General features: G+C 68.9%; 17 protein-coding genes. 13 read left to right on the top strand and 4 right to left on the bottom strand.

Annotation, left to right across the window (positions count from 1 at the left end; translation table 11 throughout):
- Positions 1-53: 53 nt before the first annotated feature.
- The 4 genes from FB390_RS23800 to FB390_RS23785 all read left to right on the top strand — a co-directional run bounded on the left by FB390_RS23800 (position 54) and on the right by FB390_RS23785 (position 4554).
- Positions 54-1244, top strand: coding sequence for an NAD(P)/FAD-dependent oxidoreductase (locus FB390_RS23800; RefSeq protein ID WP_141810948.1), 1191 nt, complete (start codon positions 54-56; stop codon positions 1242-1244).
- Between the two features lie 10 nt (positions 1245-1254).
- Positions 1255-2193 carry a sigma-70 family RNA polymerase sigma factor gene (locus FB390_RS23795; protein ID WP_141810947.1) on the top strand — a complete coding sequence of 313 codons (939 nt, stop codon included), beginning with the start codon at positions 1255-1257 and terminating at the stop codon, positions 2191-2193.
- 95 nt (positions 2194-2288) lie between these two features.
- Positions 2289-3479, top strand: a complete 1191-nt coding sequence (locus tag FB390_RS23790; protein ID WP_141810946.1) for an NAD(P)/FAD-dependent oxidoreductase — start codon at positions 2289-2291, stop codon at positions 3477-3479.
- A 136-nt stretch (positions 3480-3615) separates the two neighbouring features.
- Entirely contained in the window at positions 3616-4554 is a 939-nt protein-coding gene (locus tag FB390_RS23785) for an RNA polymerase sigma-70 factor (protein WP_141810945.1), read from the top strand.
- A gap of 63 nt (positions 4555-4617) precedes the next feature.
- Here the strand turns inward: FB390_RS23785 and FB390_RS23780 are convergent, their stop codons facing one another.
- On the bottom strand, positions 4618-5505 hold the full coding sequence (locus tag FB390_RS23780; protein ID WP_246124179.1) for a LysR family transcriptional regulator: 888 nt from the start codon (positions 5503-5505) through the stop codon (positions 4618-4620).
- Positions 5506-5624: 119 nt separating this feature from the next.
- Between FB390_RS23780 and FB390_RS23775 the strand changes: the two genes are divergently transcribed.
- From FB390_RS23775 to FB390_RS23755, 5 genes are read left to right on the top strand one after another with little or no spacing between them, the layout of a single operon-like run.
- On the top strand, positions 5625-7067 hold the full coding sequence (locus tag FB390_RS23775; RefSeq protein WP_141810944.1) for a form I ribulose bisphosphate carboxylase large subunit: 1443 nt from the start codon (positions 5625-5627) through the stop codon (positions 7065-7067).
- An 11-nt stretch (positions 7068-7078) separates the two neighbouring features.
- On the top strand, positions 7079-7501 hold the full coding sequence (locus FB390_RS23770) for a ribulose bisphosphate carboxylase small subunit (RefSeq protein ID WP_141810943.1): 423 nt from the start codon (positions 7079-7081) through the stop codon (positions 7499-7501).
- Positions 7491-8552: an AAA family ATPase gene (locus tag FB390_RS23765; RefSeq protein ID WP_141810942.1), complete on the top strand. Its 1062-nt coding sequence runs from the start codon at positions 7491-7493 to the stop codon at positions 8550-8552. The genes FB390_RS23770 and FB390_RS23765 overlap by 11 nt, the downstream gene beginning before the upstream one ends.
- Before the next feature lie 14 nt (positions 8553-8566).
- The gene (locus FB390_RS23760) at positions 8567-9658 is read left to right on the top strand and encodes a class 1 fructose-bisphosphatase (protein ID WP_141810941.1); all 1092 of its coding nucleotides are present in this window, start codon (positions 8567-8569) and stop codon (positions 9656-9658) included.
- Positions 9659-9688: 30 nt separating this feature from the next.
- Positions 9689-10567 carry a phosphoribulokinase gene (locus tag FB390_RS23755; RefSeq protein ID WP_141810940.1) on the top strand — a complete coding sequence of 293 codons (879 nt, stop codon included), beginning with the start codon at positions 9689-9691 and terminating at the stop codon, positions 10565-10567.
- 3 nt (positions 10568-10570) lie between these two features.
- Here the strand turns inward: FB390_RS23755 and FB390_RS23750 are convergent, their stop codons facing one another.
- Complete coding sequence (locus FB390_RS23750) at positions 10571-10948, bottom strand: PLD nuclease N-terminal domain-containing protein (protein WP_141810939.1); 378 nt, start codon at positions 10946-10948, stop codon at positions 10571-10573.
- A 104-nt stretch (positions 10949-11052) separates the two neighbouring features.
- Positions 11053-12315: a DNA polymerase IV gene (gene dinB / locus FB390_RS23745; RefSeq protein WP_141810938.1), complete on the bottom strand. Its 1263-nt coding sequence runs from the start codon at positions 12313-12315 to the stop codon at positions 11053-11055.
- Between the two features lie 117 nt (positions 12316-12432).
- Here dinB and FB390_RS23740 point away from each other — a divergent pair, with 117 nt between their 5' ends.
- From FB390_RS23740 to FB390_RS23725, 4 genes are all read left to right on the top strand, one after another.
- Positions 12433-12813 (top strand): BlaI/MecI/CopY family transcriptional regulator, encoded by a 381-nt coding sequence (locus FB390_RS23740; protein ID WP_281292405.1) that lies wholly within the window; start codon positions 12433-12435, stop codon positions 12811-12813.
- Positions 12810-13757, top strand: coding sequence for a M56 family metallopeptidase (locus FB390_RS23735; RefSeq protein ID WP_141810936.1), 948 nt, complete (start codon positions 12810-12812; stop codon positions 13755-13757). The genes FB390_RS23740 and FB390_RS23735 overlap by 4 nt, the downstream gene beginning before the upstream one ends.
- A 79-nt stretch (positions 13758-13836) precedes the next feature.
- On the top strand, positions 13837-14943 hold the full coding sequence (locus tag FB390_RS23730; protein ID WP_141810935.1) for a winged helix DNA-binding domain-containing protein: 1107 nt from the start codon (positions 13837-13839) through the stop codon (positions 14941-14943).
- 134 nt (positions 14944-15077) lie between these two features.
- A complete protein-coding gene (locus FB390_RS23725) occupies positions 15078-15638 on the top strand; it encodes a TetR/AcrR family transcriptional regulator (RefSeq protein ID WP_141810934.1) in 561 nt (186 codons plus the stop codon).
- A gap of 37 nt (positions 15639-15675) precedes the next feature.
- Here the strand turns inward: FB390_RS23725 and FB390_RS23720 are convergent, their stop codons facing one another.
- Entirely contained in the window at positions 15676-16794 is a 1119-nt protein-coding gene (locus FB390_RS23720) for an alpha/beta hydrolase (protein WP_141810933.1), read from the bottom strand.
- Between the last annotated feature and the right edge of the window lie 264 nt (positions 16795-17058).

Below are 17058 nucleotides of genomic sequence, written 5' to 3'. Positions count from 1 at the left end.
GAATTCGCGGGCTGTCTCGTTCAGGGAGCACGCGAACCAGACAGGAGCGAATCATGAAGCACCGCATCGTCGTCCTCGGGGCCGGATACGCCGGAGCCTTCTCCGCCGGATATCTGGCCCGCCAACTCCACGCCGACGACTTCGAGATCACCGTCGTCAACGCCGAACCCGATTTCGTCGAGCGGCTGCGCCTGCATCAGCTCGCCGCCGGGCACGAGCTGCGCCACCGGCCGCTGACGGAGGTGTTCGCGGGCACCGGCATCCGGCTACGAGTGGCGCGGGTGACCGGCGTCGACGTCGAGCACCGGACGGTCACGATCGCCGACGACGAGGGCATCGACCGGCTCGAATACGACACCCTGCTCTACGCTCTCGGCAGCACCGCTGCCGACCACGGCGTCCCCGGCGTCGACGAGCACGCCTTCCACGTGGCCGCGCGGCCCGCCGCGCTGCGCCTGCGCGCACGCTTGGACGAGTTGGGCGAGGACGGGACGGTACTGGTGGTCGGCGGCAATCTGACCGCGATCGAGGCCGCCACCGAGATCGCCGAAGCTCGTCCAGGACTGCGGGTCGGCCTCGCGACCAGCGGCGAACTGGGCGGCTGGCTGGGCCCGAAAGCCCGGCGCCACCTGCTGCGCGCCTTCGACCGGTTCGGTATCACCGTCCACGAGAACACCAGGATCGAGCGCGTCGAGGAGGCGGCGGCCATCGCCGCCGACGGCACCGCCTTCGTCTCCGACGCGACCGTGTGGGCCGCGGGTTTCGCCGTCCACCCGATCGCCGCCGCCAGCGGCCTGGCGGTGGAACCCAACGGCCAGATCACGGTCGACCGCCAGATGCGGTCGGTCTCGCATCCGGATGTCTACGTTGCCGGTGACAGCGTCTTCGTCATCGGCGAGAACGGTCATCCCTTGCCGATGTCCTGCGCTTCCGCGGGATACACCGGCACGCAGGCGGCGGCCGCGATCATCGGGGACCTGACGGGGCGCGAGATCAAGGCGACCGCGCTGACCTACGTCGGCAACCACATCAGCCTCGGACGCAAGGACGGGATCTTCCAACTGGTCGACGGTGACGCGCGCTCGAAGCCCGGGGCTCTGTGCGGCCGGTCGGCGGCTCGGGTCAAGTCGGCGATCGTGGCGGTCAGCGGCTGGGCGGTCAGCCGCCCGACCTTCGGAAAGCCGAGTCACAAGTACCGTTTGGCCGCCACCCGGAAGCACTCGGCGGACGTGGTCGCCGCATAGAGTCGTGCTCATGGACACTGCCACCGTGGCGCGTTTCGAGGCCAGCCGGAATCGGCTGGCCTCGCTCGCCTACCGTCTGCTCGGCTCGGCCGCCGACGCCGAGGACACGGTGCAGGATGCTTTCCTGCGGTGGCAGGCCGCCGACCGGGAGTACGTCGATGTGCCAGAGGCCTGGCTGACCAAGATCGTCACCAATCTGGCGCTCGACCGGCTCCGTTCGGCGAAGGTGCGGCGCGAACGCGCGGTGGGCGCCTGGATGCCGGAACCGCTCCTCGACGGCGACCCGATGCTGGGCCCGGCCGACACCGTCGAGCAGCGCGAGTCGGTGACGCTGGCGGTGCTGACCCTCATGGAGCGTCTCTCGCCGGTCGAACGGGCCGTTTACGTGCTGCGTGAGGCCTTCGCGTACAACCACGCCGAGATAGCCGAGATTCTCGGCATCACCGAGTCCGGGAGTCAGCAACACGCCCACCGGGCCCGGCGTCGAATCGCCGCTGCCCGCAACGGCGCCGACATCGACCATGCCTCCGCGCGGCGCATCGTCGAGGCCTTCGTCGATGCGGCCGCCTCGGGCCGGACCGAACGGCTGGTGGCGCTGCTGACCGATGACGCGACCGGCATCTCCGACGGCGCAGGCGGGCTGGCCGAGAGGCTGATCCGGTACTCGACTCCACAGCGGCTCGCCGACGCGGTGCGCGGGGGCTTCAAACCGTCCGCGGCAAAGCGGCGATTCGCCGGTGGCTCGCCTTCGATCCATGCTGCCGTGGTGAACGGTTGCCCGGCCATGCTGTTCACGCTCGACGACCGCGTCCTCGGCGTCGCGATCCTGGAGATCCGTGGCGACAAGATCGCAGCCATGCACAGCATCGCCGCCCCGGCCCGACTCCGTCGCCTCACAGCGGAGTGGCAGCGGCGGGAGCACGATCTCCCGCTGATCGAATCGTGGTAACCGACTGCCCGGACAAGTGATCCGCATCACATACTGTCAGGATTGCCGGTGCCGCGGTGTCTTGTGCTCGAGCCCCTCGGAGCGAAGGAGACACCATGAGCAAGAAGATCGACGTGGTCGTGATCGGCGGCGGATACGCCGGTGTGATGGCGGCGAATCGTTCGACACAGCGCGACGACGTGACGGTGACCGTGATCAACCCGCGCCCGCTGTTCGTTCCCCGGCTGCGCCTGCATCAGCTGGTGGGCGGGACGCACGACGCGGTCGTCGACTACACCGAAGTCCTCGCCGAGGGCGTCCGGTTGGTCGTCGACAGCGTGACGCGGATCGATGCGAGCGGGCGCACGGTGACCCTCGCCGAGGGCGGCACGATCGCCTACGACTACCTGATCTACGCGGTGGGCAGCGGCAGCGCGGGCCCGCGGGTGCCGGGCGCCGCCGAATTCGCCTATCCCGTAGCGACTTTCGAGGCCGCGCAGCGGCTGCGGTCGGTGCTCTACGACACGCCGGTGTCGGCGGCGGTGACGGTCGTCGGGGGTGGTCCCACCGGCATCGAGACCGCCGCGGAACTCGCCGAGCAGGGTCGCACAGTCACGTTGGTCTGCGGGCGTGTCCTCGGTCCGTACCTGCACCCGAGGGCTCGACGCACCGCTCGCAAGTACCTCGCCAAGCTCGGGGCCAACGTGTTGGAAGGCCCGGATGCGTCGGTGACGGCGGTGACGAAGGAGGCGGTGCGGCTGGGGGACGGCCGCACGTTGGCGAGTCAGGTCACCATTTGGACCGCGGGCTTCGGTGTGCCCGACCTCGCGGCCGCCAGCGGGTTGCGCACCGACGCCGCCGGGCGCCTGCTCACCGACGAAACGCTGACCAGCCTCGACGACGAGCGCATCGTCGCGGCAGGTGACTCGTCGGCGCCCTCCGACCTGCCGTTCCGGATGAGCGCCTACGCCGCGGGCTGCCTGGGCGCCCATGCCGCCGACACCGTCCTGAACCGGATCGCGGGTGAGCAGCCGACACCGATCGACCTGTCGTTCCCCGCCATGTGCCTGAGCTTCGGCCGCCACACCGGCATCTTCCAGCTCGGCCACAAGGACGACACCGCGATGCGGATCTACTTCAGCGGGCTCGCGGGCAAGAAGCTCAAGGAATTCGCCTGCGAAGCCAGCGTCAGGCACCTGGTGACCGAAGCGCGCAAGCCCGGCTCGCATCACTGGCCCAAGGACGGCAAGCACCGGCCACAGCTGTTGCGGGCCCAGCACGGCGACGCGCCCGCACCGATCGCCTGAAGCAGCGACCGCCGTCGGCCGCCGGTGATCTCGTCTGCACGATGTGCGGCGGTGCCCGAATCGCGGACGCCGCCGCAATCGTGCGTCATCGGAAACCGGCGCAGCCCCAACAGCCACTCATAGGAGAAGGACTCGCATGGACACGACAGCGGAATCCGACCCGCGAGAGCGGGCGGACAGCGACGACCACGCCACCGTCGACGCGACGGAAACGTTCGTCGCACACCGCAATCTGCTGTTCACCGTCGCCTACGAAATGCTCGGATCGGCGGCCGACGCCGAAGACGTCCTGCAGGAGACCTGGCTGCGATGGGTGAAGGTCGACGTGGCGAAGGCGAGCGACCCGCGTGCCTACCTGGTGCGCATCACCACCCGCCAGGCGCTCAACCGGCTGCGCTCGATGAAACGCCGCAGAGAGTCCTACGTGGGCTCGTGGCTGCCCGAGCCACTGCTCACCGCTCCGGACGCAGCCGCCGACATCGAACTCGCCGAAAGCGTGTCGATGGCGCTGATGCTCGTCCTCGAGACACTGACCCCGACCGAACGGGCGGTGTACGTGCTGCGTGAAGCGTTCGGTTTCGGCTACGACGAGATCGCGGCCGCGGTCGGCAAGTCGCCCGCAGCCGTCCACCAGATCGCCCACCGCGCTCGCCGCCACGTCGAAGCCCGCCGGCCGCGCCGCACGGTGACCGCGCACCAGGCAGAGGCGGCACTCGAGGCCTTCCGGCGCGCGCTCGAGACCCGGGACCTGCAGGGCCTGCTCGACGTGCTCGCCCCCGACGTCGTCGCGATCAGCGACGGCGGTGGTATCAAGCAGGCCAGCCCCCGTCCGGTCGTCGGCGCCGACAAGGTGGCCCGGTTCATCGTCGGCGGACTCAGCAAGCACGACGTGCTGCTCACCGTCGAGCCGACCCTGGTCAACGCGGGCCCGGCACTGGCTCTGCACGTCGACGGCGAACTCGACGGCGTCATCGTGATGCACGTCCAGGACACCCGCATCACCGGCCTCTACTACGTCCGCAACCCGCAGAAACTGACCCACATCGAATCCGCGACCCCGCTCACCCTGCGATGAATCCCGGCCCGGCTGTTCGCGGTGCCCGGCGTGGTCGGCGGCGCACCCGATGCCGGTCGGGCTCTACGAGAACGTCGTTGGATTGTGGAACGCGTCTTCGCCCACTTCGGCGCGGTCCATGATGTGGGCGAGGAACAGGCGCGTGGTGGGTGTGGGGGTGCGGGTGGTGATGGCGTGCCAGGCGCGGTCCAGTGGTGTGCCGTCCACCGGTAGGACGCGCAGCGCTCCGGTTTCGACGTGGTGCTCGACCGCGTCGTTGTGAATCAGAGTGACGCCCAACCCTTCTCGGGCTGCGGCGATCACCGCGCCGTGCGAACCGAGGGTGAGGGTGGGTGGCGAGATCTGGAGCTGGTCGAGCAGGGCGAGGGTGGCGTCGCGGGTGCCCGAGCCGCGCCCGCGCAGCAGCCAGGTCGAGCGCAGCGGGTCGCGGCAGCGGTCGGGCGCTCCGACGACGACGAGCTGGCTGGCGCGCCGGGCGCGGGTGACCAGGCCCGCATCGCGCGGCGGGCGGCCCGCGATGACGAGATCCGTTTCGTGGTGCAGCAATTCGACGAACAGCACGTCGCGCGGGTGGATGGACAGACTCAGCTCGATGTCCGGGTAGCGGTTGCGGAACTTGGCCAGCGGGCGTAGCAGCACGGACTCGCCCGCGGTGGCCACCACGCCGATGCGCAGGCGCCCGATCTCGGCCTGTCGCACGGCGGCCTGAGCCTCCTTCATGAGACCGAGGATGCTGCGGCAGTATTCGGCGTAGACGCGCCCCGCCTCGGTGAGCGCGATGCCGCGACCAGCCTTCGCGACGAGCTTGGCGCCCAGCTGTTTCTCGATGTGGGCCACCGCGGCCGAGACCGCCGCCTCGGTGACGTGCAGCTGGGTCGCCGCGCGCCGGATGCTGCCCTGGCGGGCGACGATCAGGAATGTTTCCATCCGCGCCGCACTCACCATACCCATCCACCGACGGTAGCAAACCCAAAGAAATGATTGAGGATTACCAGAAACATTCAAATTGTTTGTGGTCGATGGCCCCGTCATCCTGGAATCCCAACGCGCACAACGCTCCAGGAGGAACGATGGCCGAAGAGATCGAACGGGATCGGTGGGATCCGGGCGTTCAGTCGTACGCGTCGATGGGGTATTACGCCCCGGACTATCAGCCGTCGGACACCGATGTGCTCGCCGTCTTCCGGGTGACACCGCAGCGCGGCGTGGATCCGATCGAGGCCGCGGCCGCGGTGGCGGGCGAATCCTCCACGGCCACTTGGACTGTGGTGTGGACCGACCGCCTCACGGCGCACTCGCGGTATCAGGCCAAGTGCTACCGGATCGACGAGGTGCCGGGCAGGCCGGGGGAGTACTTCGCCTATATCGCCTACGACATCGATTTGTTCGAGGAGGGGTCGATCACGAATCTGACGTCCTCGGTCATCGGCAACGTGTTCGGTTTCAAGCCGCTGCTCGCGCTGCGCCTGGAGGACATGCGCATTCCGGTCGCGTATGTCAAGACCTTCCAGGGTCCGCCGCACGGCACGGTGATGGAGCGCGAATATCTGAACAAATACGGCAGGCCGTTGCTCGGTGCGACGGTGAAGCCGAAATTGGGGCTCTCCGCGCGCAATTACGGCCGGGTGGTCTACGAGGCGTGCAAGGGCGGCCTGGATTTCACCAAGGACGACGAGAACATCAACTCTCAGCCGTTCATGCGCTGGCGCGACCGGTACCTGTTCGCCATGGAGGGCGTGAACCGCGCCATGTGCGAGACCGGCGAGATCAAGGGCCACTACCTCAACGTCACCGCGGCCACCATGGAGCAGATGTACGAACGCGCGGAGTTCGCCAAGGAACTCGGCAGCGTGGTCATCATGATGGACTTGACCGTCGGCTACACCGCGATGCAGTCCATGTCGCACTGGGCGCGGCGCAACGGGGTGCTGCTGCACCTGCACCGGGCGGGTCACTCGACCTTCACCCGCCAGAAGACGCACGGCGTCAGCTTCCGCGTGCTGGCCAAGTGGTGCAGGCTCATCGGCGTCGACCACCTGCACGCGGGCACCGTGGTCGGCAAGCTGGAGGGCGATCCGGCGACCACCAAGGGGTTCTACGACACGTTGCGGGAGAACCACATTCGCACCGAGCCGCGCAACGGCATCTTCTTCGATCAGGAGTGGGCCAGCCTGCCCGGCGTGATGCCGGTGGCCTCCGGCGGCATTCACGCCGGCCAGATGCACCAGCTGCTCGACCTGTTCGGCGACGACGTGATCTTGCAGTTCGGCGGCGGCACCATCGGCCATCCGCTGGGCATCGCGGCGGGCGCCGAGGCCAACCGGGTGGCGCTGGAAGCGGTGGTGAAGGCGCGCAACGAGGGCCGCGATCTGCTGAAGGAAGGCCCGGACGTGCTGCGCAAGGCCGCCGAGATCTGCCGACCGCTCGACGTCGCGCTGGCGACCTGGGGCGATGTCACCTTCGACTACACCTCCACCGACGCACCCGACGCGGTGCCGACGGCCAGCGTTTGAAAGGCGTTCGCATGTACCTGCGTCACGGAACCTTCTCGTATCTGCCGGATCTCACCGACGCCGAGATCGCCGCGCAAGTGCGCTACGCGCTGCTCAACGGGTGGCCGGTGTCGATCGAGTACACCGACGACCCGCACCCGCGCAACGCGTATTGGGAGATGTGGGGTCTGCCGCTGTTCGATCTGGACGAGCCCGACGGCGTGCTCGCCGAGATCGACGCGTGCCGGGCGACCTTCCCGCGCCACTACATTCGAGTGCTCGCCTACGACGCGAGCTACACCAGGCAGACCACGGCGCTCAGCTTCCTGGTGCAGCGTCCGCCCGACGAGCCGGGCTTCACCCTGACCCGCACCGAGGGCCCCGACCGCGTGCAGACCTACGGGCTGCACGCCTATGCCGCCGATCACCGCCAGGGACAGCGGTATGGCGGCTGATCGGAACGGCTCCGGTTTCCGCCTGCACCGGCCGGGTGTCGACGACCCCCGGCCGGTGCGCGCCGCGTCCGATCCCGAGCCGGAGGTGCCCGTCCTCGGGCCGGACGCGACGCTGGATCTGTCGACCGATATCGCGGGCAACGACGTCGAGGACACGCTGAGCAGGCTGGACGCCGAGCTGGTCGGCCTCGCCAATGTGAAACTGCGGGTGCGCGAGATCGCCGCGCTGCTGCTGATCGACCGGGCGCGGCAGCGGTTCGGTCTGGACGCCTCGCGACCCACCATGCACATGAGCTTCACCGGCGGCCCCGGCACCGGCAAGACGACGGTGGCGCTGCGCATGGCCGAGATGCTGCACGCGCTCGGCTACATCCGGAAGCCCAAGGTACACACCGTGACCCGCGACGATCTGGTGGGTCAGTTCATCGGGCACACCGCGCCGAAGACCAAGGAGGCGCTGGCCAAGGCGGCGGGCGGGGTGCTGTTCATCGACGAGGCCTACTACCTGTTCCGGCCGGAGAACGAGCGCGACTACGGGCAGGAGGTCATCGAGATCCTGCTCCAGGAGATGGAGAACGAACGCGGCAGCCTGGTGGTGATCTTCGCGGGCTATCCGGATCGGATGGAGCGGTTCTTCTCCGCCAATCCGGGTCTGTCGTCGCGGGTCGCGCATCACCTCGAGTTCGTCGACTACACCCACGCCGAGCTGATGGCCATCGCCGAGCTGATGGTGGCGCGGGAGAACTTCCGTTTCGATCCGGCCGCGGCCGCGGCGTTCGCGGAGTATCTGGAGCTGCGGATGACCCGCCCGCGCTTCTCCAATGCCCGCAGCGTCCGCAACGCGCTGGACCGGTGCCGGTTGCGCCAGGCCAAGCGCCTGGTAGAGCTGCGGCGACCGCTGACGAGAACCGATCTGATCACGCTGACCGACCGAGACGTCTACGGCAGCAGCGTGTTCACCGACAGCGGTGCGCGCGACGGGGCAGCGGAGCGCCGCGCGTCGAGCACCACCGAGCAGCCGGACGGGCCGACCGCGAGGGCCCCCGCATGACCGATTGAGACGCCATGCCAGAAGGACTGAAGACCCTCACCCGCTACACGATCGAGGAGGAACACCGGCATCCCGGTTCGTCCGGTGAGTTCTCCGCCCTGGTGAACGTCGTCGCGACCGCGACGAAGATCATCGCCAACCAGGTGACCCGTGGTGCGATCGTGGGGTCCCTCGGCGCCTCCGAACCGGACAACCTTCCGCCCACCGTGCACCGCAAGCTCGATGCCATCACCAACGACATCATGGTCGCGGAAACTCAATGGACCGGCCATCTCTCGGCGCTGCTGTCCGAACAGATGCCGGAGATCCATCCGGTGCCGGACACGCACCGGCGCGGGAAATACCTGTTGGCGTTCGATCCGCTGGACGGTTCCAGCAATATCGACGTGAACCTGCCTGTCGGGACGATCTTCAGCGTGCTGCGCGCGCCGGAGCGGGTGTGGGGGCGGCAAGGCGGCGAGCCGACGGCGGCGGACTTCCTGCAAGCGGGCGCCGAGCAGGTGTGCGCGGGCTTCACCCTCTACGGTCCGGCCACCATGCTGGTGCTGACCACCGGCCGCGGCGTGGACGGGTTCACCCTGGACCGTGAGATCGGCGCGTTCGTGCTCACCCACCCGCGGATGCGGATACCCGAGGACACCGCGGGTTTCGCCATCAATGCCGCGAACGAGCGGTTCTGGGAACGCCCCGTCCGGCGGTACGTGCACGAATGCCTGGACGGGGTCGACGGGCCGCGCGGGCGCGATTTCAACATGCGCTGGGTGGCCTCGCTGGTTGCCGACACCTTCCACATCCTCACTCGCGGCGGGGTCTATCTGTACCCGCACGACACCCGCCCGCCCGCACGGCCCGGGCGGGTCGCCTTGCTGTACGGGGCGAGTCCGATCGCGTTCATCGTCGAACAGGCGGGCGGGGCGGCGACCACCGGCGTGGAGCGAGTGCTCCAGGTGACCCCCGACGAGGTGCATCAGCGGGTGCCGTTGATCTTCGGCTCCCGCAACGAGGTCGAGCGCATCGAGCGCTACCACCGCGAGCCGGACGAAGGGCCCAGCTTCGACAGTTCGCTGTTCGGCAACCGGTCGCTGTTCCGTTCCGCCGGTCGCTGAAACCCGTTGTCCGGCAATTCAGGAGGTGCCATGTCGGTCAAACATCCCGTGGTCGCGATCACCGGTTCGTCCGGTGCGGGCACGACCAGCGTCACCCGAACCTTTCAGGAGATCTTCCGCCGCGAGGGGATCAACGCGGCGATCGTCGAGGGTGATTCCTTCCATCGCTTCGACCGCAACGAGATGAAGCTGGCGATGGCCGAGGCCGAGCAGAACCGCAATGTGCGGTTCTCGCATTTCGGCGAGGAAGCGAACCTGTTGAAGGAGCTCGAGACGCTGTTCCGCGACTACGGCGAGACCGGCGTCGGCACGGTGCGCCGCTACTTGCACGACGACGCCGAGGCCAAGCCGTACGGTCAGCCGCCGGGCACCTTCACCCCGTGGGAGGAGCTCACGCCCGGCAGCGATCTGCTGTTCTACGAGGGGCTGCACGGCGCGGCCGTCACCTCGACGGTGGACGTCGCGCAGTACACCGACCTGCTCGTCGGGGTGGTGCCGATCATCAATCTGGAGTGGATTCAAAAGGTCATCCGCGACAAGACCCAACGCGGCTACTCCAGCGAGGCCGTGATCGACACCATCCTGCGCCGCATGCCGGACTACGTGACCTACATCTGCCCGCAGTTCTCCCGCACCTACGTCAACTTCCAGCGGGTGCCCACGGTAGACACCTCGAATCCGTTCACCGCCCGCACCATTCCGACCGCCGACGAGAGCTTCGTGGTGATCCGCTTCGCCGATCCGAAGGTCATCGACTTTCCGTATCTACTGTCGATGCTGCACGACTCGTTCATGTCGCGGCCGAACTGCATCGTGGTGCCCGGCGGGAAGATGGAGTTGGCGATGCAGCTGATCTTCACGCCGCTGATCTTGCGCTTGATGGACAAGCGGCCCAAGCGAAGTCGCTGAGCCTCAGAGCTCGCCCGCTTCGCGGCGGCGATCCTCCTCACGCTGCCGCTCCGCCTCCTGACGGCGAGCCTCGGCGCGCTGCTGCTCGGCGCGTTCACGCAAGCCACGCAGAAATGCCTCGTCCGCATCGGGGTTCTGGGCGATATGGCGACCGGGGCGGTCGTACTCGGAGTAGCGAGTGTTCGAGCGGCTGCGCGGTTCGTGCAGCGGGCGCCCCGCGAAGAGCCAGAGCAGTGCGCCGATGGTCGGGACCAGGACGACGACGAGCAGCCAACCCATCTTCGGCAGATGCCGGATGCCGGTCTCTGGGCAGGTGATGATGTCGACCAGGCAGTACACCCACAGCGCGAGTGTGATGAAGCCGAGCACGGCGTAAGGCATGCGATCTCCTTGCGACGACGGAAATGCCGGGCCGTTCACGGTTCGCGAAGATCGAAGTGAGTCCCCCCGCTGAATCGGCCACGCATGAGCGTACGCGTGGTGGGTCAGTCGGGGAGCAAGGGCACCGACAGGCCCTCGCCGCGGTTGATCAGGGCCGCGCGGGTGACGGCGGCCGAGCCGAAGCGGCGGCGCAGGTCGTCCAAGGTGGTGTCGAGGGTGTTGGTGGCGCGCGGCTCGAGCGGCAGGGTGAGCTGGACGGCGTACGCGTCGTCGAGGTTGGTCAGCGCCAGGCCGATCAGGGTGAGCCCGCGCTCCTCGATCATCGGCATCGCGTCGGCGAGCAGCTGGCGCGCGGTGCGCAGCAGGGTGTCGGTGTGGTCGGTGGCCTCGGCCAGGGTGCGGGATCGGGTGGCGCGGCTGAAATCGTCGAAACGCATGCGCAGCACGACCGTTCGGCAGACCCGATCGGCGGTGCGCAACCTGCGGCCGAGGCGGTCGGTCAGCCCGTGTACGTAGGCCTCGATTTCGTCGGCGGGGCGGGCGCGGCGGCCGAGGGCGCGTTGCGCGCCGATGGAGCGACGGCGGCGACCGGTCTCGACGCGGCGGGGATCCCGGGCCATCGAGAGCGCGTACAAGTGGCGGGCCGCCGCGGGGCCGAGGAAACCGCGCAGCGCGTTCTCGCCGAGATCGGCCAGCTGCCCGATCCGGGTGATGCCGTGCTCGTGCAGCGTGCGGGCGGTGACATCGCCGACGCCCCACATCCTTTCGACCGGCAGCGGATGCAGGAAGTCGAGCTCTGCGGAGGGCGGCACCAGGCGCAGTCCGTCGGGTTTCGCCACCGCGCTGGCGACCTTGGCGAGGAACTTGGTGCGCGCGATGCCGACCGAGATGGGCAAGCCCACTTCGTCGCGCACCCGCGCCCGCAGCCGCTGGGCGATGTCGAGCGGCTCGCCCGCGATCCGGCGCAACCCGCCGACATCGAGAAACGCCTCGTCGATCGAGATGCCCTCGACCACCGGCGTGGTGTCGCGGAAGACCTCGAACACCGCCTTGCTCGCCTCGGAATAGGCGCTCATGCGCGGGGGCACCACGATCGCGTGCGGGCACAGCCGCCGCGCCTGCGCGCCGTTCATCGGCGTGCGCACACCGAACGCCTTGGCCTCGTAGGACGCCGCGAGGACGACCCCGCCGCCCACGATCACCGGTTTGCCGCGCAGCCGGGGATCGTCGCGCTGTTCGACCGAGGCGTAGAAGGAGTCCAGGTCCGCGTGCAGAATCGAGGCGTCGGCGCGCGCCTCGATGCGCGGGCGTTCCCGGCCGCGCGGCGGCGCGACGGCGGGGGAGGCGCGGCGATCGGACACGAACATATGTTCGCATACGTGCCGACGATCCGCACCGATCTACGGTTTGGCTCCGTAGTCAGCGCCGATTCTCGGTACCCTTTGGGCGACAGTAGATCGGACGACGATGAGGGAGTCGGTACGGTGCGCGGATTCGGAGACCTGGAGGCGGTGATCATGGACCGCATCTGGGACAGAGACGCGGAGTCCACGACGGTACGGGAGATTTTCGAGGAACTCTCCGCCGAGCGTGGCATCGCGTACACCACGGTGATGTCCACCATGGACAATCTGCACCGCAAAGGGTGGCTGGCTCGGGAGCGGGCGGGCAAGGCCTACCGGTACTGGCCGACGCTGACCCGCGAGGAACACAGCGCCCGGCTGATGCTCGAGGCGCTCGGCTCCGGCGGTCGCTCCGATCTGGTGCTCAGCCATTTCGTGGACCGGATCAGCGCCGAGGAGTCGGCGGGACTGCGGGCGGCGCTGCGCAGACTGACCGCGCGACGCACCCCCGAGGCCCCGTGAACGTCGCCCTGTGCCTGATGGCCTACGGCAGCACCGTCGCGGTCTTCGGACCGCCGGTGCTGCACCGGCTCACCCGCCGCGGCGTCGCGCCGCGGCTGGGGGTGCTGGCCTGGTTGGTCGCCATCGCCGGGGCGCTCGGCGCCTGGGTGCTCGCGGCCGGCCTGCTGGTCGTCGAGTTCGCCACCTATTGGCGACATCCGAGCGAGGCGCTGCGCGCCTGCTATTCGGTGCTGTCCTTCCCGATGCACATGCACGGCTGGGCCGCCCAGCTCGCCACCTTCTCCCTGGCGGCAGTGCTCGCCTCCGGTGTCGCGGCCGTGTCGTTGCAGGCCGCGCGGGTCGCGCTGCGTCTGCGCCGCCGCACCTTCGCGCACGGGCGCGCCGTGTGGATGGTCGGCCGTGAGCTGCCCGAGGTCGGCGCGGTCGTCCTGGATTCGCCGGAACCGCAAGCCTATTGCGTCGCGGGACGGCCCGAGACCATCGTCGTCACCAGCGCGGCGCTGGACGCGCTGACCCGCGAACAGCTGGCCGCGGTGCTGGCCCACGAACACGCCCATCTGCGCGGCCGCCACGCCGCGCTCACCGCCACACTGCGCGCGATGGCGACCACCCTGCCCGGCCTGCGGCTGCTCACCGAGGGCAGCGCGGAGATCGGCAGGCTGCTCGAGATGTGCGCCGACGATCGCGCGGCCCGCGTCCACGGCCGCGAAACCCTGCTCGGCGGGCTGCTCGCCCTGGTCGGCGCGAGCGCCCCGATGCCGGTGGGCGCGCTCGGCGCGGCGGGGACCGCGGTGCTGGCCCGCGCCGAACGGCTCGTCGACCCGGTGCGCGGCGTGCACCGCGCCACCAACCGCACCGCACTGCTCGGCGTCATCGCGGCCACCGTCGTCGGGCTGTTCGAGATCGCACTCGGGATTCTGTTCTGCAGCACGATGATCAACTGACCGAGTCCGCACGTGGCGGGGCTTGTCGGAGCCCCGGTGTAGCGTGCGGCACGATCATCGGCCGACACAGGAGGATCGGGTGCGCGTCACCTGGGATCAGGTTTTCGCCTGGCGGCTCGCCCGCCAACATGTCGCGCGGCCCAGCGCGGCGTCCGTGCCCGAGCTCGTCGGCCGCCTGTGCGGCGTGCAAGCGCAGGTCACCTCCGCCGCGGAAACGGCGGTCGCGCTGCGCAGCGCCGCACCCGAGGACGGCGCGGTGGTGGCCGCGCTGGCCAACGGCACGCTGATCAAGACCTGGACCATGCGCGGCACCCTGCACGCCATGACGCCCGCCGGGGCCGCCGCCGTGCTTCCCCTCATCGCGTCCGCCCGGACCTGGGAAAAGCCGTCGTGGCAGCGCACTTTCGGGGCGACACCGGCGGAGGTCGCCGCGCTGACCGAGGCGGTGGGCGGGATTCTGGCCGACGCCGAACTCACCCGCGAGGAGCTGGTCGAGGCGCTGCTCGCCGACCGGGCCTTCCACAAGCTGGGGGAGGAGCTGCGCTCGGGCTGGGGCGCGCTGCTCAAACCGCTGGCCTGGCAAGGCGCGATCTGCCACGGACCGGCGCGCGGCAACAAAGTCACCTTCACCAGTCCGGCGCGACTCGTTCCGGATTGGCCGGGGCTCGCCGAGCCCGAGATCGCCGCGCCCGCCGCCATCACCGCCTACCTCGGCGCCTACGGCCCCGCCACCCCGGAGGCCTTCGACGCCTGGCTCAGCCGCAACAGCCTGCGCAAGACCACCGTGCGCGGCTGGTTCGCCGAACTCGGCGACGCGCTGACGACGGTGGAAGTCGAGGGCCGTACGGGCTACATCCGCACCGAACACGCCGACGAACTCGCCGCCACCGAGCCGACCCCCTCGGTCCACCTGCTCGGTCCCTTCGACCAGTACGTCCTCGGCCCGGGCACCGGCGACACCGAACTGCTCCCCAAGGCCCACCGCGCACTCGTCAGCAAGACCGCGGGCTGGATCGCACCGCTCGTCGTCGTGGACGGCCGTATCGCGGGCACTTGGGAACTCGACGGATCCGAACTGCTCGTCAGCATGTTCGACAGCGCACCGCTCCCGAAGAACCTCGACGAGGCCGCCGCCCGCGTTTCCCGCGCGGCCGGTCTGGACGCGGTAACCGTGCGGGCGGCCTGAGGATCGCTCCTGCCGCGCTGCAGTCGGCGTTTCGATGGGCCTCCTCGCCAGGGCGAGGCATCGGGTGGTGGCGTTGTCTTGGGGGCTGTTCAAGATAAGGTTGGTCAACGCCAGATGACGAGTCAGGACGGGAAATGCCTCGGAACAGACGGCCACGTGATCGTGAAGAGAAGCGTGCGGAGATTGTGGCCGCTGCTCGGCGGTTGTTCGTCGAGGAAGGCTACGACGCGGCATCGATGGCGCGGATCGCCCGCGACGCCGGAGTGGTGTCGAACACGCTGTACTGGTACTTCCAGGACAAGGACGCGGTATTGATCGCGGTCCTGGACGCGGTCCTGGCCGACTCGATGGCCTCCTACAGTGAAGTGCTGGACTCGGGGCTGGCTGATCGGCTGTTGTGGCTGGTCGAGGAATTGGAGCAACTGGGCCGGTTGGTGAGCACGGTCCACGCACGAGCGAAAGAGTCCGCGGCCGTCGATGAATGGCACGAGCAGTTTCACGCGCTGGCCGAGGGATTGTTCCGGGCAGAGCTGATCGAGCTCGGCGTGCCCGCGCACGAAGTGGATCCGCTGGTCACGATCGGCGTTTTCGTTGTCGAGGGCTTGCTGACGCATCCGACGGAGCAGGCCCAGCGGCGCGCGGTGATCGAGACGTTGCTGAACAGCGCTCGTGGTCTTGCCGCAGCCGCCGGCTGAGTGCTTGGTCTGCGCACATCCGCGAGCCCGGGGCGACCTACTGCGTGTTGTGTGCGGTGTTGTCGAATTGTTTTGCCAGGAAATCGAGTTGGTCCCGCACGGCGCGTTCGAAGTGCTCGCCCACGTAGATGTCGAAGTGGTCGCAGGGATAGTTCTGGATCTGCACGTGTACCAGGCCCCGCGCATGACGCTTCGTGGTCTTCGCGGGCGCGGCCGCGTCGTTGTCGCAGACACACAGCAGCGTCGGAGTGCCGAAGCGAGCTAGCGCGCGACCAGGCCGATCGAGCGGAAGGCGCAGCGCCAGCCGTGCGGCCAGGGCGTTGGCGGCATCGAATTCACCGTCCGGGCCGCGCAATACACCCCATATGCTGTCGCGACCGACACCGGTCACGGGTTCTTTCTCACCGTCGATCTCGGTCAGCTCGATGTTCTTCGACACCTGAGCCCGCACCGAGGGCAGCCGTTTCACCAACGTGCTGGTGCGCTGCGAGAGCCGGGTCCCCGCAGGTAGGAGTGCCGAAGCACCGGCGAGGGCGTCGGGTGAGGCCACGAACGCGGGCATCCAAGACGTACCCGCCATCGGCAACAGGATCGGCTTGGCGCCGAACCAGGAACCGACCGTGTCGAGGATGCCTGCCACTGTCAGCGCTACCACGCTCAGCGGGCCGGTCCGGATACGCGAGCGCAACGACGCCGGTCCGTCGGTGAAGGGGCACTGGGCCACGACCGCCGCGACTCGGGTGTCTTCGGAGGCGACCTGAAGGACATGTCCGCCGCCGAAAGAGCTGCCCCACAGCGCGATCCGGTCGACATCGACCTCCGGCAGTGTGCGTACGAAGGCCAGGGCGGCATGCCAGTCGGCGCGTTGCTTGCCGATATCGAGGAGCTGGCGCGGCGCTCCGCCGCTGGCCCCGAGGTGGCGGTAGTCGAACACCAGCACCGACCAGCCCGCTGCGGTGAACCGTTCCGCGTAGGCATCCAGGCGCATCTCCCGCACCGCCCCGAGCCCGTGCCCCATGATCACCATGGGCCGCGGTCCCCGCGAGTTGGGCGGGGTGTACAGCCACGCTGCGCACATGTCCGTCCCGGACGCGAAGGCGACCTCACGCCGCTGTACCGCTGTCCCCTCGTGCTTATCCGGCCCGCTGCTCGCCATACCGGGTGCCCCTTTTCGCCTCGTCGCACTTCTTCTTGAACGTCATCCAAGAAGATCGTGCGGCAACGGTAGAGCTTTCTTGAACGCTAGTCAAGAAGCCGTTATCCTTCTTGATGGTCATTCAAGAAAACAAGAGATGAGGCGGGATCCCTTGGGTGCCGACAACGACGACGTGGCCGCCGAGCTGCGCCGATTGGCGACCAGCGGCCTGCTTGCCCTGTACATGAACCTGGAGCCCCCGCCGATCAACGAGCTCGACGGCGA

Origin of the sequence: Nocardia bhagyanarayanae (genome assembly GCF_006716565.1) — a bacterium.
Lineage (GTDB): Bacteria > Actinomycetota > Actinomycetes > Mycobacteriales > Mycobacteriaceae > Nocardia > Nocardia bhagyanarayanae.
The sequence above is the reverse complement of the archived record's forward strand: the minus strand, read 5'-3'. Positions and strand labels throughout refer to the sequence as shown.